The 13,836-nt window shown below is 64.4% G+C and carries 11 protein-coding genes; 7 read left to right on the top strand and 4 right to left on the bottom strand.

Annotation, left to right across the window (positions count from 1 at the left end; genetic code table 11):
* The first annotated feature begins 14 nt into the window (after positions 1-14).
* Positions 15-1,340 (top strand): OprD family porin, encoded by a 1,326-nt coding sequence (locus tag F6S08_RS20345; protein WP_315872249.1) that lies wholly within the window; start codon positions 15-17, stop codon positions 1,338-1,340.
* A gap of 5 nt (positions 1,341-1,345) precedes the next feature.
* On the opposite strand, the gene F6S08_RS20340 is transcribed toward F6S08_RS20345, so the two are convergent.
* Positions 1,346-1,834, bottom strand: coding sequence for a MarR family winged helix-turn-helix transcriptional regulator (locus tag F6S08_RS20340; protein ID WP_065923931.1), 489 nt, complete (start codon positions 1,832-1,834; stop codon positions 1,346-1,348).
* A 213-nt stretch (positions 1,835-2,047) separates the two neighbouring features.
* Between F6S08_RS20340 and F6S08_RS20335 the strand changes: the two genes are divergently transcribed.
* From F6S08_RS20335 to F6S08_RS20310, 6 genes are all read left to right on the top strand, one after another.
* Positions 2,048-2,878 carry a p-hydroxycinnamoyl CoA hydratase/lyase gene (locus tag F6S08_RS20335; protein ID WP_065923932.1) on the top strand — a complete coding sequence of 277 codons (831 nt, stop codon included), beginning with the start codon at positions 2,048-2,050 and terminating at the stop codon, positions 2,876-2,878.
* Between the two features lie 76 nt (positions 2,879-2,954).
* Positions 2,955-4,403 carry an aldehyde dehydrogenase gene (locus F6S08_RS20330; protein ID WP_053139707.1) on the top strand — a complete coding sequence of 483 codons (1,449 nt, stop codon included), beginning with the start codon at positions 2,955-2,957 and terminating at the stop codon, positions 4,401-4,403.
* Between the two features lie 62 nt (positions 4,404-4,465).
* Complete coding sequence (locus F6S08_RS20325; RefSeq protein WP_315872248.1) at positions 4,466-6,340, top strand: feruloyl-CoA synthase; 1,875 nt, start codon at positions 4,466-4,468, stop codon at positions 6,338-6,340.
* A complete protein-coding gene (locus tag F6S08_RS20320; RefSeq protein ID WP_315872247.1) occupies positions 6,337-7,578 on the top strand; it encodes a thiolase family protein in 1,242 nt (413 codons plus the stop codon). Before F6S08_RS20325 ends, F6S08_RS20320 begins: the two co-directional genes overlap by 4 nt.
* Before the next feature lie 35 nt (positions 7,579-7,613).
* A complete protein-coding gene (locus tag F6S08_RS20315; RefSeq protein ID WP_315872246.1) occupies positions 7,614-9,356 on the top strand; it encodes an acyl-CoA dehydrogenase in 1,743 nt (580 codons plus the stop codon).
* A 67-nt stretch (positions 9,357-9,423) separates the two neighbouring features.
* Positions 9,424-10,137, top strand: a complete 714-nt coding sequence (locus F6S08_RS20310) for a GntR family transcriptional regulator (RefSeq protein WP_065923936.1) — start codon at positions 9,424-9,426, stop codon at positions 10,135-10,137.
* Positions 10,138-10,143: 6 nt separating this feature from the next.
* Here F6S08_RS20310 and F6S08_RS20305 read toward each other — a convergent pair whose 3' ends face one another.
* The 3 genes from F6S08_RS20305 to F6S08_RS20295 form a co-directional block, all read right to left on the bottom strand.
* On the bottom strand, positions 10,144-11,094 hold the full coding sequence (locus F6S08_RS20305; protein ID WP_065923937.1) for a PDR/VanB family oxidoreductase: 951 nt from the start codon (positions 11,092-11,094) through the stop codon (positions 10,144-10,146).
* 29 nt (positions 11,095-11,123) lie between these two features.
* Complete coding sequence (locus F6S08_RS20300) at positions 11,124-12,185, bottom strand: aromatic ring-hydroxylating dioxygenase subunit alpha (RefSeq protein ID WP_315872245.1); 1,062 nt, start codon at positions 12,183-12,185, stop codon at positions 11,124-11,126.
* A 137-nt stretch (positions 12,186-12,322) separates the two neighbouring features.
* Entirely contained in the window at positions 12,323-13,810 is a 1,488-nt protein-coding gene (locus F6S08_RS20295) for an aldehyde dehydrogenase family protein (protein WP_315872244.1), read from the bottom strand.
* Between the last annotated feature and the right edge of the window lie 26 nt (positions 13,811-13,836).

Raw genomic sequence — 13,836 nt, 5'->3', positions numbered from 1 at the left:
AATGGACATCGAACATGCCAGAACTCCCTATGGAGCACGCCGTTGCAGCGGCGCCCGTCGCCTGTGTGTCGAACAATACCCCACGCCTGCTCATGGCATGCCTGGCCTTGAGCGTGCTGCCCACTTCGCTGTGGGCCGCAGGCTTTATCGACGACAGCCACGGCACCTTGACCTTGCGCAATTACTACCTGGACCGCGACTACAAGGACGACGGGGCGAAGACCGCCGCGCGGGAATGGGCCCAGGCGTTCATCCTCAACCTGGAATCGGGCTACACCCCGGGCCCGGTGGGCTTCGGCCTGGATGTGCGCGGGTTGATGGGGGTCAAGCTCGACTCGTCGCCGGACCGCAGCGGCACCGAGTTGCTGCCGGTGTCGGCCAGCGACAAGCGCGCCGCCGATGAGTACTCGCGCCTGGCCCCGACTGCCAAGCTGCGGTTTGCGCAAACGACAGTGAAGGCCGGCGATGTGTCGATCTTCCTGCCGTTCGCCTTTGCCAGTCCGTCGCGCCTGCTGCCGCAAACCTTTCGCGGCACCACCTTGAGCTCCAAGGACATCGAGGGCCTGACCTTCAACACCGGCTACATCGACCGCATCAACAAGCGCGACTCCACCGACTACCAGGCCATGACCATCGCCTCGCCCAACCGGCGTTTCAACGCCACCGCCACCACGTCGCACCTGGCGTATGTGGGCGGGGACTATCAGGTCAACAAAGACCTCAGCCTGCGCGTCTATCACTCCCAGGTCGCCGACCTCTACCAGCAGGACACCCTGGCGCTGCTGCACAACCTGCCGCTGGGCGATGGCGTGTTCACCAGCGACCTGCGCAGTTTTTTCAGCCGCGAGGATGGCAGTGCCAAGGCGGGCAACGTGGATAACCGCAACCTTTCAGCCCTGTTCGGCTACCGCCTCGGCGGCCATCGCGTCAGCCTTGGCTACATGCACTCAAGCGGGGAGACGGCCACACCCTATATCTCCGGCACCGAGTTGATGGGCATGAGCGAGCTGACCATGAGTTCGGACTTTCTCAACGCCAAGGAGCGCACCTGGCAGGCTATCTACGACTATGACTTCGCCGCAGCGGGTGTGCCGGGGTTGAAGACTCGGCTGCGCTATGTGCGCGGCGACAACATCGAACTGGCCGCTTTCAATGCCGAGGACCGCAAGGAGCGCGAGTTCCAGATGGAGTTGGGCTATGTGATCCAGGACGGCCCGCTGAAGAACGTCGGGTTCATGGCGCGCAAGTCGATCTACCGCAATGACTTCCCGAGCGGCGCGGCGTTTCGCGATGAAAACCAGACCCGTTTCCTGGTGCTCTACACCGTGGCGCTCTGGTAAGCCGCTCAGTCCTGGTAGACCTTCTTCAGCAGGCGCAGCAGCTCTTCACGTTCCTGGCCGTCGAGGGCGGCCGTGGCGTCCAGGTCACTCTGGGCGGCGATCGCCTTGAGTTCCTTGAGCAGGGTTTCGCCGCTCTTGCTGAGGAAGATCCCGTAGGAGCGCTTGTCCGGCTTGCAGCGCACCCGCACGGCGAGGGCGCGGCTTTCCAGCTTGTTCAGCAACGGCACTACCTGGGGCGGCTCGATGGCCAGTGCGCGAGCCAGGTCGGCCTGCATCAGCCCGGGGTTCTGCTCGATGATCGCCAGGGCCGAGAACTGTGCAGGGCGCAGGTCGTGGTCCGACAGCCGGCCGATCAGGTTCTGGAACAGCTTGAGCTGGGCGCGGCGCATGGCGTAGCCGATCAGATCGTCCAGGGCTGAATCCAGCGGCGGCCGTACCTCGTCGTTGTCGGGCAGGGCCTGGCTGGCGGCGGCGATGGTGGAAGGCTTGGCCATTGGCAGTGCAATCCTCAAAGGGTGGAGGTTAAGAAGGCTATCTAGTTTGCCGGGGTTAACGCGCCATGGCTATGCCGGCTTTTCACAACGCCTGGAAAACGCAGGTTTCATCGCGTAAAAATATTGGTTATCCGTATTAATAGTTAATTGACATAACTATATTTGCGGTTTAATTTCGAATCATCTTCAAACCCAGAACAAGAGCGTACCGCCATGAGCAATTACGAAGGCCGTTGGACCACTGTCAAGGTTGAGATCGAAGAAGGCATCGCCTGGGTCATTCTCAATCGTCCGGAAAAACGCAACGCCATGAGCCCGACCCTGAACCGGGAAATGATCGACGTTCTCGAAACCCTGGAGCAGGACCCTGCCGCTGGCGTGCTGGTCCTGACCGGCGCGGGCGAAGCCTGGACCGCTGGCATGGACCTCAAGGAATACTTCCGCGAAGTGGACGCCGGCCCGGAAATCCTCCAGGAAAAAATCCGCCGCGAAGCCTCGCAATGGCAATGGAAACTGCTGCGCATGTACGCCAAACCCACCATCGCCATGGTCAATGGCTGGTGCTTCGGCGGTGGTTTCAGCCCGCTGGTGGCCTGTGACCTGGCGATCTGTGCGGATGAAGCCACCTTCGGCCTTTCGGAAATCAACTGGGGCATCCCGCCGGGCAACCTGGTGAGCAAGGCCATGGCCGACACCGTGGGCCATCGCCAATCGCTTTACTACATCATGACCGGCAAGACCTTTGGCGGGCAGAAAGCCGCCGAAATGGGCCTGGTCAACGAAAGCGTGCCGCTGGCTCAACTGCGCGACGTGACCATCGAACTGGCGCGCAACCTGCTGGAGAAAAACCCGGTGGTGCTGCGTGCCGCCAAGCATGGCTTCAAGCGCTGCCGCGAATTGACCTGGGAGCAGAACGAGGATTACCTCTACGCCAAGCTCGATCAGTCGCGCCTGCTCGACACCGAAGGCGGTCGCGAGCAGGGCATGAAGCAGTTCCTCGACGACAAGAGCATCAAGCCTGGCCTGCAGGCGTATAAACGCTGAAGGGCGCGGCCGCCTGGCCGCGCCGTTGTACCCTGCTTGAACGTATTCCCGATAAAGACAATAAAGAGGAATCACCATGCTGGACGTGCCCCTGTTGATCGGCGGCCAGTCGTGCCCCGCCCGTGACGGTCGAACCTTCGAGCGCCGCAACCCGGTGACCGGTGAAGTGGTCTCGCGGGTGGCTGCCGCCACCCTGGAAGATGCCGACGCCGCCGTAGCGGCCGCCCACGCCGCATTCCCCGCGTGGGCGGCGCTGGCGCCCAACGAACGCCGCACTCGGCTGCTCAAGGCAGCCGAGCAATTGCAGGCCCGCAGCGCCGAATTCATTGCCGCCGCCGGCGAGACCGGCGCCATGGCCAACTGGTATGGCTTCAACGTGCGCCTGGCGGCCAATATGCTGCGCGAAGCGGCGTCGATGACCACCCAGATCACCGGTGAAGTGATCCCCTCCGATGTCCCCGGCAGTTTCGCCATGGCCTTGCGTCAACCTTGCGGCGTGGTGCTGGGTATCGCGCCGTGGAATGCCCCGGTGATCCTCGCCACACGTGCCATCGCCATGCCGTTGGCCTGCGGCAACACCGTGGTGCTCAAGGCCTCGGAGCTGAGCCCGGCGGTGCACCGCCTGATTGGCCAGGTGTTGCAGGACGCCGGCCTGGGCGATGGCGTGGTCAATGTCATCAGCAATGCCCCGGCGGATGCCGCTGCGATTGTCGAGCGCCTGATCGCCAACCCGGCCGTGCGCCGGGTCAACTTCACCGGCTCGACCCATGTGGGGCGGATTGTCGGCGAGCTCTCGGCGCGTCACCTCAAGCCGGCGTTGCTGGAACTGGGCGGCAAGGCGCCGTTGCTGGTGCTCGACGACGCCGACCTCGACGCGGCGGTGGCAGCGGCGGCCTTTGGCGCCTATTTCAACCAGGGCCAGATTTGCATGTCCACCGAGCGCCTGATTGTCGATGCCAAGGTCGCCGATGCCTTCACCGCCAAGCTCGCGGCCAAGGTCGCGACCCTGCGCGCGGGCGATCCCGTGGCGGCGGATTCGGTCCTGGGTTCCCTGGTGGATGCCGGCGCCGGCACACGCATCAAGGCCCTGATCGACGATGCCCTCGCCAAGGGCGCGCGGCTGGTGGTGGGTGGCCAACTGGACGGCAGCATCCTGCAGCCGACTCTGATCGATGGCGTTACCGAGCATATGCGCCTGTACCGCGAAGAATCCTTCGGCCCGGTGGCGGTGCTGCTGCGTGGTGACGGGGATGAAGCGTTGCTGCGCCTGGCCAACGACTCCGAGTTCGGCCTCTCGGCGGCGATCTTCAGCCGTGACACCGGGCGTGCACTGGCCCTGGCGCAGCGGGTCGAGTCGGGCATTTGCCATATCAACGGCCCGACCGTGCATGACGAGGCGCAGATGCCGTTTGGCGGGGTCAAGTCCAGCGGCTACGGCAGCTTTGGCGGCAAGGCCTCGATCGAGCACTTCACGCAATTGCGCTGGGTGACCTTGCAGAACGGGCCACGGCATTACCCGATCTGAGCAGGCGTCGCGACATAACAATAACAAGGCGGCGTTGATCCGCCTTGCTGGAGGACACCCTTGTGAGTTCCGAATTCAGACCGCAATCCCAGCCCGCACCGCGATACCGCGAGGTCTCCATTGGCCACGCAGCGGTGGCGGTCACTGAAGAACACGGCGTGCTGCATATGCGCTCCCTGGAGCCCCTGGCCGAGTTGCCGGCGCGCCTGCTCGATCGCCTGGTGCATTGGGCCCAGGTGCGCCCCGAGCAGACGTTTATCGCGGCACGCCAGGCCGGTGGTGATTGGCGCCGGGTCAGCTACCGCGAGATGCTCGACAGCGTGCGTGCGATTGCCCAGGGCCTGTTGCGTTACGGGTTGTCGGCGGATAAGCCGCTGGCGTTGCTGTCGGGCAACGACATCGAGCATTTGCAGGTTGCCCTCGGCGCGATGTACGCCGGCATTCCCTACTGCCCGGTGTCGCCGGCGTATTCGTTGTTGTCCCAGGATTTCGCCAAGCTGCGGCATGTGTGCGACCTGCTGCAACCGGGGCTGGTGTTCGTCAGCGATGGGGCCGCTTACCAGCGTGCCATCGACGCCGTCCTGCCGGCCGAGACCCCGCTGATCAGCGTTCGCGGCCACGTGCCTGGGCGCACTCAGGCCAGCTTCGCCAGCCTGCTGCAAACGCCGGGCGGCGCCGAGGCCGACGCGGCGTTCCAGGCCACCGGCCCCGACAGCATCGCCAAGTTCCTGTTCACCTCGGGCTCGACCAAGTTGCCCAAGGCGGTGATCACTACGCAGCGCATGCTCTGTGCCAACCAGCAAATGCTGTTGCAGACGTTCCCGGTGTTCGGTGAGGAACCGCCGGTACTGGTGGACTGGCTGCCGTGGAACCATACGTTTGGCGGTAGCCATAACGTCGGCATCGTGCTCTACAACGGCGGCACCTTTTACCTCGACGACGGCAAGCCCACGGTCCAGGGCTTTGCCGAGACCCTGCGCAACCTCAAGGAGGTTTCGCCCACCGCCTATTTGACGGTGCCCAAGGGCTGGGAAGAATTGGTCAACGCCCTGGAACAGGACGCCGAGTTGCGCGAGCGCTTTTTTGCGCGCATGAAACTGTTCTTCTTCGCCGCCGCCGGCCTGTCGCAAAGTATCTGGGATCGCCTCGACCGCGTGGCCGAACAGCACTGCGGTGAACGTATCCGCATGATGGCCGGGCTGGGCATGACCGAAGCCGCGCCGTCCTGCACCTTCACCACCGGGCCGTTGTCCATGGCCGGCTATATCGGCTTGCCTGCGCCCGGCTGCGAGGTGCGCCTGGTGCCGTTGGACGGCAAGTTCGAAGGGCGCTTCCGCGGGCCGCACATCATGCCGGGGTACTGGCGGGCGCCGGAGCAAACCGCCGAGGTGTTCGACGACCAGGGTTTCTACTGTTCAGGTGACGCGATCAAGCTCGCCGACCCGCACCAGCCGCAATTGGGGCTGATGTTCGACGGGCGGATTGCCGAGGATTTCAAGTTGTCTTCCGGGGTGTTTGTCAGTGTCGGCCCGTTGCGCAATCGCGCCGTGCTCGATGGCGCGCCCTATGTGCAAGACGTGGTGATTGCTGCGCCGGACCGCGAATGCCTGGGCGCCCTGGTATTCCCCCGGCTCTACGAGTGCCGTCGGCTGGCCGGCTTGAGTGCCGACGCCAGCGACGCTGAGGTGCTGGCCAGCGCGCCGGTACGCCAGTGGTTCGGCGACTGGTTGCAGCGCCTCAACCGCGAGGCCACCGGCAATGCCAGTCGCCTGGAATGGATTGCCCTGCTCGACGAGCCAGCGTCCATCGATCGCGGGGAAATCACCGACAAAGGCTCGATCAACCAGCGCGCCGTGCTGCAATGGCGCGCGGCCAGGGTCGAGGCGCTGTATCGCGGTGAAGACCCTGCGATCCTGCGCGCCGGGCCCAAGCCTTGAACAGCGCCGGGCAGTACTCGGCGTTTGCCGATGCGGTGATTTTCGAGGCGGTGCGCACGCCGTGGGTCGACCTTGGCGGTGCACTTTCCCAGGTGTCGCCTATCGATTTGGGAATCAAGGTCGGCCGTGAAGTATTGGCCCGGGCCGGCATCGACCCCCTGGCGGTGGACAGCGTGCTGGCCGGCTCCATGGCCCAGGCCAGTTTCGATGCCTACTTGCTGCCACGGCATATCGGCCTGTACAGCGGGGTGGCGCAAGCAGTCCCGGCACTGGGGGTGCAGCGCATCTGCGCCACCGGTTTCGAGCTGCTGCGCCAGGCCGCTGAACAACTGCGCGACGAGGTGCAACTGGCCCTGTGCGTGGCCAGTGAATCCATGTCGCGCAACCCGATTGCGGCCTACACCCATCGGGATGGGTTTCGACTCGGCGGCGAGGTGCAATTCAAGGATTTTCTCTGGGAGGCCCTGTACGACCCGGCCCCCGGCCTGGACATGATCGCCACCGCCGACAACCTGGCGCGCCGTTATGGCCTGAGCCGCAAGGCCTTGGATCGCCACGCCTGCGACAGCCATCAGCGCGCCTTGCAAGCGCAATGTGACGGTGCGTGGGCGGAAGAAATCGTCACGGTCGATAACCAGGTGTTCGAGCTTGAGGGGTACCAGCCCAGGGGCATCAGCCTGGCGCGTCGGGCGAGTGCCGTCAGCGCCGACAGCCACCCACGTCCCACCGACCTTGATGCCCTGACGCGCTTGCGCGCCGTGCATCCAGGCGGCGTGCAAACCGCCGGCAACAGTTGCGCGGTGGTCGATGGCGCGGCGGCGGCTTTGGTGGGGCGTGCCTCGGCCTGCACACGTCCGGCCCTGGCGCGGCTGCTGGCCAGCGCGGTGGTCGGCGTGGCCCCCGAGTTCATGGGCATCGGCCCGGCACCGGCGATCCGCCTGCTGCTGCAACGCAGCGGCTTGAACCTGAGTGACATCGGCCGCTTCGAGATCAACGAAGCCCAGGCCGCCCAGGTACTGGCGGTGGCCCATGAACTGGAGCTGGACAGCACCCGCCTCAACGTCCAGGGCGGCTCGCTTGCCCTGGGGCATCCCCTGGCCGCTACCGGCCTGCGCCTGGTGATGACCCTGGCCCGGCAACTGCGCCAGCACAACCTGCGCTACGGGATTGCCGCAGCGTGCGTGGGCGGCGGGCAGGGCATGGCGTTGCTGATCGAGAACCCTGCCTATCGGGCTTGAAGCGCACGATTCTTTTTTGTCGATGAGGTGTTCCGATGTGGAGCTATGAGGCGCCCCTGGGCGATATGCAATTTGTCCTGGAACACTGGCTGCAGGCGCCCGATACCTGGCAGCGCCACCCGGCATTCGCGGCCCTGGACCTGCCGCTGGCGGTACAGGTGCTGGAGGAGGCGGCACGCTTCAGTCAGGGCGTGCTGGCGCCGTTGAATAGCAGCGGTGATCGCCAGGGCTGCCGCTGGCAGGCGGGCCGGGTCAGCACCCCGGACGGCTTCGTCGAGGCCTATCGCGCCTATGTCGAAGGGGGCTGGCCGGCGCTGGCGTGTGCCGAGGTACACGGCGGCCAGGGCTTGCCGCAACTGCTCGATGCGGCGCTGCAAGAGATGCTCTATGCCAGCAACCACGCCTGGGCCATGTACACCGGCATCGCCCACGGCGCCTACCTGTGCCTCAAGACCCACGCCGCTCCTTGGTTGCAGGCGCGCTACCTGCCCGACATTGTCAGTGGCCAGGCCTTGCCTACCATGTGCCTGACCGAGTCCCAGGCCGGCAGCGATGTCGGCTTGCTGCGCTGTCGCGCGCAGCCCCAGGCGGATGGCAGTTATCGCCTCAGCGGCAGCAAGCTGTTTATCTCCGGCGGCGAGCATGACCTCACGGCGAATATCCTGCACCTGGTGCTGGCGCGCCTGCCCGATGCGCCGCCGGGCAGCCGTGGTATTTCACTGTTCCTGGTGCCCAAGCAACTGGACGATGGCCAGGCCAATGGCGTGCACTGCGACGGCATCGAACACAAGATGGGCATCAAGGGCAGCGCCACCTGTTCCCTGGTGTTCGACGCCGCCCAGGGCTGGCTGATCGGCGAGGCCCATCGCGGCCTGGCTGCGATGTTCGTGATGATGAATTCGGCGCGCCTGCATGTGGGCCTGCAAGGCCTGGGGCATGTCGAGGCGGCCTGGCAGAACGCCCGCCAGTACGCCGCCGAGCGCTTGCAGATGCGTGCGCCATGCCGGCCGGAAGAGGTGGTAGCCCAGGCGGCTGACCCGATCCGTTATCACCCGGCCATGCGCCGCGTGTTGCTGGAGCTGCGCACCACCAGCGAGGGCATGCGCGCCATCGGCTATTGGGCGGCGCACCTGCTTGATCAGGCCGAGCATGACCAGGACTCGTCGGCCGCCCGCTTGGCGCCGCTGCTGACGCCCATCATCAAGGCGTTTTTCACCGAACAGGGCTTTCGCCAGGCCAGCCATGGGCTGCAGGTGTTCGGTGGTTACGGCTACGTCACCGAGTTCGCCATCGAGCAAACCCTGCGCGACAGCCGCATCGCGATGATCTACGAGGGCAGTAACGAGATCCAGGCCAATGACCTGTTGCTGCGCAAGGTGCTGGGGGATGAGGGTCGAGCCTTTGGCCTGCTGCTGGCCGAGTTGCGCGCCGAGGCCGGGCAGGGCGCGCAGTATGAGGAATGCGCAGGCTTTTCCGCTGCGTTGGCCAGCCTGTGCGACGCGTTGGCCAGTGTGGTGAACGCCATTCGTGAATGCACCCACGAGGACAGTGAATACCCCTATCGGGCGGCGCCGGATTTCCTCCAGCTCTGTGGCGTCGCGTTGCTGGCCTTTGCCTGGGCGCGGGCCGCGCGGGTCTCCAGGGCACTGCGCGAAGACGATCCGCTGCGTGCCGCCAAGCTGCAAAGCGCCGGGTTCTTTTTCGATTACCTGCCGTCGCGGCTGGCCCAGCACCTGGGCGCCATAGACGGGGCACGGGCAGCGCTGGCGTTCATCTGACGCGGCCAGGTGCTTGCGGTACTACTTGCGGTACCATGGCGGCTCACGTTTTCTGGAAGTTGCCTGGATGAGTAAACCCGGTCAATTGGTGCTGGTTGCACTGCGCAAGATGATTGCCAGCGGGGAGTTGGCGGCGGGCGAGCGGCTGATGGAGATTCCCACGGCGCAGCTGTTCGGCGTGTCGCGCATGCCCGTGCGCATGGCCTTTCGTACCCTCGAACAGGAAGGACTGCTGGTGCCGTTTGGCGGGCGCGGCTATCAGGTGCGTTCGGTCAGCCCCAGCGACATTGCCGGCGCCGTCGAAGTGCGCGGCGTCCTGGAAGGCCTGGCGGCACGGCAAGCCGCCGAGCAGGGTTTGTCCACTGCGGCGCGTGCGGCGCTGGAGCGCTGCCTGGTGGAAGGCGATCAACTGTTCGAAAAGGGCTATGTGACCGAGGATGACCTTGAGGTCTATCACGACCTGAACATGCGCTTTCACCAGGTCATCGTCGAAGGCAGCCACAACCCGGCGATCGCCGACGCGCTGGCCCGCAATGATCACCTGCCGTTCGCCTCGGTGACGGCGCTGGCGGTGGATCGCGAGGACATGGCCCGCGAGTACCGACGCTTCAACTATGCCCACATGCAGCATCATTCGGTTTTCGATGCCCTGGTCAATCGCCAGGGCGCGCGGGCCGAAGCCATCATGCGCGAGCACGCCAATGCGACGTTGCGCTATGCCGAGATCTTCAGTTCAGCCACCGCCGCTGCGCGCATGAAGGTGATTTTGCCCGCGTCGTGAACCCTGTCAGATATCGAGTACCAGCAGCGGGGTTTTCGAGCGCGAGCAGCAGGGGGTGAACTGGTCATTCAGGGCCTGTTCCTGTTCGGTGAGGAACAGGTCGCGGTGCTCCGGTATGCCCTCCAGCACACGGGTCAGGCAGGTGCCGCAAATCCCTTGTTCGCAGGACACGGCAATCTCGATGCCATGGCTTTCCAGGACCTGGACCACGGTCTTGTCGGCGGGGATTTCGAAGACCTGGCCGCTGCTGCCGAGCTTTACCGAAAAGCCGCCGTCGAGGCTGCTGTCCACCGGTGCCGCGCTGAAGTATTCGCGGTGCAGGCAGTCTTCCTGCCAGCCCTGTGCGCGTGCGCTGTCGAGTACATGCTGCATGAACCCGCCAGGACCGCAGACATACAGGTGCACGTCATCGGCAGGCGCCGCCAGCACTTCGGCGATGTTCAACGCGGTGTGCGGCTGCTCATCGAAATGCAGGAACACCCGCTCGGCAAACGGCGACGCCTTGAGCCGCTGCACAAATGCCGCGCGCTCACTGGCGCGGGCGCAGTAATGCAGTTCGAAGTCGGCTCCCGCATGGGCCAGGCGCTCAGCCATGCACAGGATCGGGGTGATGCCGATGCCACCGGCAAACAGCAGGCTGCGACGCGCGTCGTGGACCAGGGGAAACAGGTTGCGTGGCTCGCTGATGGTCAGGCGGGTGCCCTCGTGGACCTGCTCGTGCAGGCTGCGCGAGCCGCCCCGGGAGGCCGGGTCCTTGAGCACGCCGATCAGGTAGCGATGACGTTCCTCGGGGTGATTGCACAGGGAATATTGCCGGATCACCCCATCGGGCAGGTGCAGGTCAATATGCGCGCCGGCACTGAAGGCCGGCAGCGGCTGGCCATCGACACTGGCCAGTTCATAGCTGCAAATGTCCTGGGCTTCGTTGTTACGGGATACCACCACCACATCGATCATGTTCAGTCCTCGCAAAGTTGTCGCGCTGTTCAGGCGGTGGTGGTGGCGATCAGTTGCGGTTCGAGGGCGCGTTCCTTGGCAATCAGTCGCTCCAGGATCTTGCGCGATTGCACGCCACCCGCGTCGATATTCAACTTGAGCAGGTTGCGCTGCGGATGGGCCAGCAGGTTCTGTTGCTGGCGTTCGAGCATCTCCAGGTCCTCGCTGAAAATCTTGCCCTGGCCCTCGCGAATGCTTGCGGTCAGTGCCTCATCGTGGGGGTTGAAGTTGCGCGCCATGCCCCAGAAGTACCAGATCGAAGTGTCGGTTTGCGGGGTGATGAAGTCGACCACGATGCTCGCGGCCTTGTGTTCGGGGGCGGCGTTATAGCCACCTTTGCCGGCGTGGGCCACGCCGACTTCGATGAGCACATGGCTGGGCGGGGTGAAGCGGCAGATCTGCCAGCGGTCCACCGGCACGTCATCGGCAAGGTTATTGCCGCGCAGGGCCATGCGCCAGAACGGCGGGGCCATGATGTTTTCCATGTGCCGGGCGGTGACCACTTCATCGCCGTCCACCGTGGTCACGGGCGGGGCTTCGTCGATTTCCTTCTGGCCGATGCTGGAGGCATGCACATAGGTTTCGTGGGTCAGGTCCATCAGGTTGTCGATCATCAGGCGGTAGTCGCACCGGATATCGAACAGCCCGCCGCCATAGGCCCACTGGTCACTCACGGCCCATTCCAGATGATGGATCAGCGCCGGGTCGGCCTGGCTCTGATCGCCGGGCCATACCCAGATGAAGCCGTAGCGTTCAACGGCGGCAAAGGTCTTGTTGCAGGGAAAACCACGTACCCGCTGGCCGGGCATTTCCACGGTCTTGCCGTCGCCGCCCATGACCAGGCCGTGGTAGCCGCAGACCAGGTTGCCGTTCTCGACATACCCCAGTGAAAGCGGCGCGCCGCGATGGGGGCAGAAGTCCTCGACCGCCACCACGGCGCCTTCCTGGCCACGATAAAACACCATCTTTTCGCCACAGATCTGTCGACCGAGTGGCTTGTGCGCGATTTCATCGGGGGTGCAGGCGACATACCATGTGTTCTTCGGGTACATGATGACTCTCCAGGCGGCGGATTGTTTTTATTTAATGGATCCATTAAATGACCGGCATGATGGAGAGTCAATCTTGTATGGTTGTTTTATTGGGCGATTATCGGACTATTATATGTCAGTGGATCCACTGATTGGGTTCAGTAGCGAATCATCACCGACTTCAGCTCGGTGTAGTCATCGATGAACGCACTGCCGAACTCCCGGCCTATCCCCGAGGATTTGTTGCCGCCAAACGGCACCGCCGGGTCCAGCATCGTGTGCATGTTCACCCACACCGTGCCGGCCTCGATGGCGGGCACCATGCGCAAGGCTTTGCTGAGGTCGTTGGTCCACAGGCTGGCGCTCAAGCCGTAGGGTGTGTTGTTCATCAAGGCCAGCAGTTCTTCTTCGCTGTCGTACGGCAAGAACGTGGCAATGGGGCCGAAGGTCTCCTCGTTGAGCAGGGTGTCGTCGACGCTGTTGGCGAGGATGATCGTCGGTTCGACGTAACAGCCAGGACGGTCGATCAGGTTGCCACCGTGAATGATGCGGTTGTTTTCGGCGCGGGCCTTGGTGAAGAACTCGCCGAGTTTGAGTTGGTGCTGGCGGTTGGTGACCGGGCCGAATTCGGTGCGCTCATCCAGGGGCGAGCCGATGTTCAGCGCGCCCAGGCGCTGGGCCAGTTTGCCCATCACCGTTTCGATCTGCGAACGATGCACAAAGAAGCGTTCGGCGGCGGCGCAGATTTGCCCGGAGTGCAAAAAGCCTGCTTCGATGATGCCGTTGACGGCCTTGTCCAGGTCCACATCGGGCAGGAACCCGGCCGAGTTCTTGCCGCCCAGCTCAAGGGTGGCCCGGGTCAGCCCGGCGCCCATGGCACTCTGGCCCACCGCAATTCCGGTCGGCACGGAGCCGGTGAACGACACTTTGTCGGTGCCGGGGTGTTCGATCAGGCCTTTGCCTACGCTGCCGCCGCCGGTCAAGACGTTCAGCGCACCGGCGGGAAGGCCGGCGGCAATCGCCAGTTCGGCGATGCGCAGGATGGTCAGCGGCGTGAACTCGCTGGGCTTGATGATGATGCTGCAACCGGTTACCAGCGCCGAGGCGAGTTTCCAGATGGCGATCATGGTCGAGAAATTCCACGGCACGATGCCGACCACCACTCCGACCGGCTCGCGCAGGGTGAACGCGGTGTAGCGCTCGCCGGCGAAGGAGGGCAGCGACGGAGTGATGGTCTGGCCGCTGATCTTGGTGGCCCAGCCGGCGTAGTAACGCAGGAAGTGCGCGGCCTGGTCGACTTCGAAGGCGCGGGAAATCTGGATGATCTTGCCCGACTGGCAGGTTTCGATCTGTGCCAGTTCTTCGCGGTGTTGCTCCAGCAGATCGGCCAGTTTGAACAGCACGTTGCCGCGCACTGCCGGTGCGACCTGCGACCACTGCTTGAAGCCTCGGATCGCCGACGCCACAGCCGCGTCAATGTCGGCCGGGTCGGCGTCGGCGACATCGGCGATGACCTGGCCGGTGGCCGGGTTGATCACCTCCAACCGCTGGCTGGAATGGCTCTCGACGTAGCCACCGTCAATGAACAACCCGTGGGTTCGACGGAGGAAGGCTTCAACCTGGGGCAGCAGTGGAATATCGCTCATGGGGTTTTTCCTGGTGGCAGAGATTG

The organism is Pseudomonas sp. JV449, from assembly GCF_032424295.1.
GTDB classification, from domain to species: Bacteria; Pseudomonadota; Gammaproteobacteria; order Pseudomonadales; family Pseudomonadaceae; genus Aquipseudomonas; species Aquipseudomonas marginalis.
Note: the sequence above shows the minus strand (reverse complement) of the source record. Positions and strands in the feature narration are given on the sequence as shown.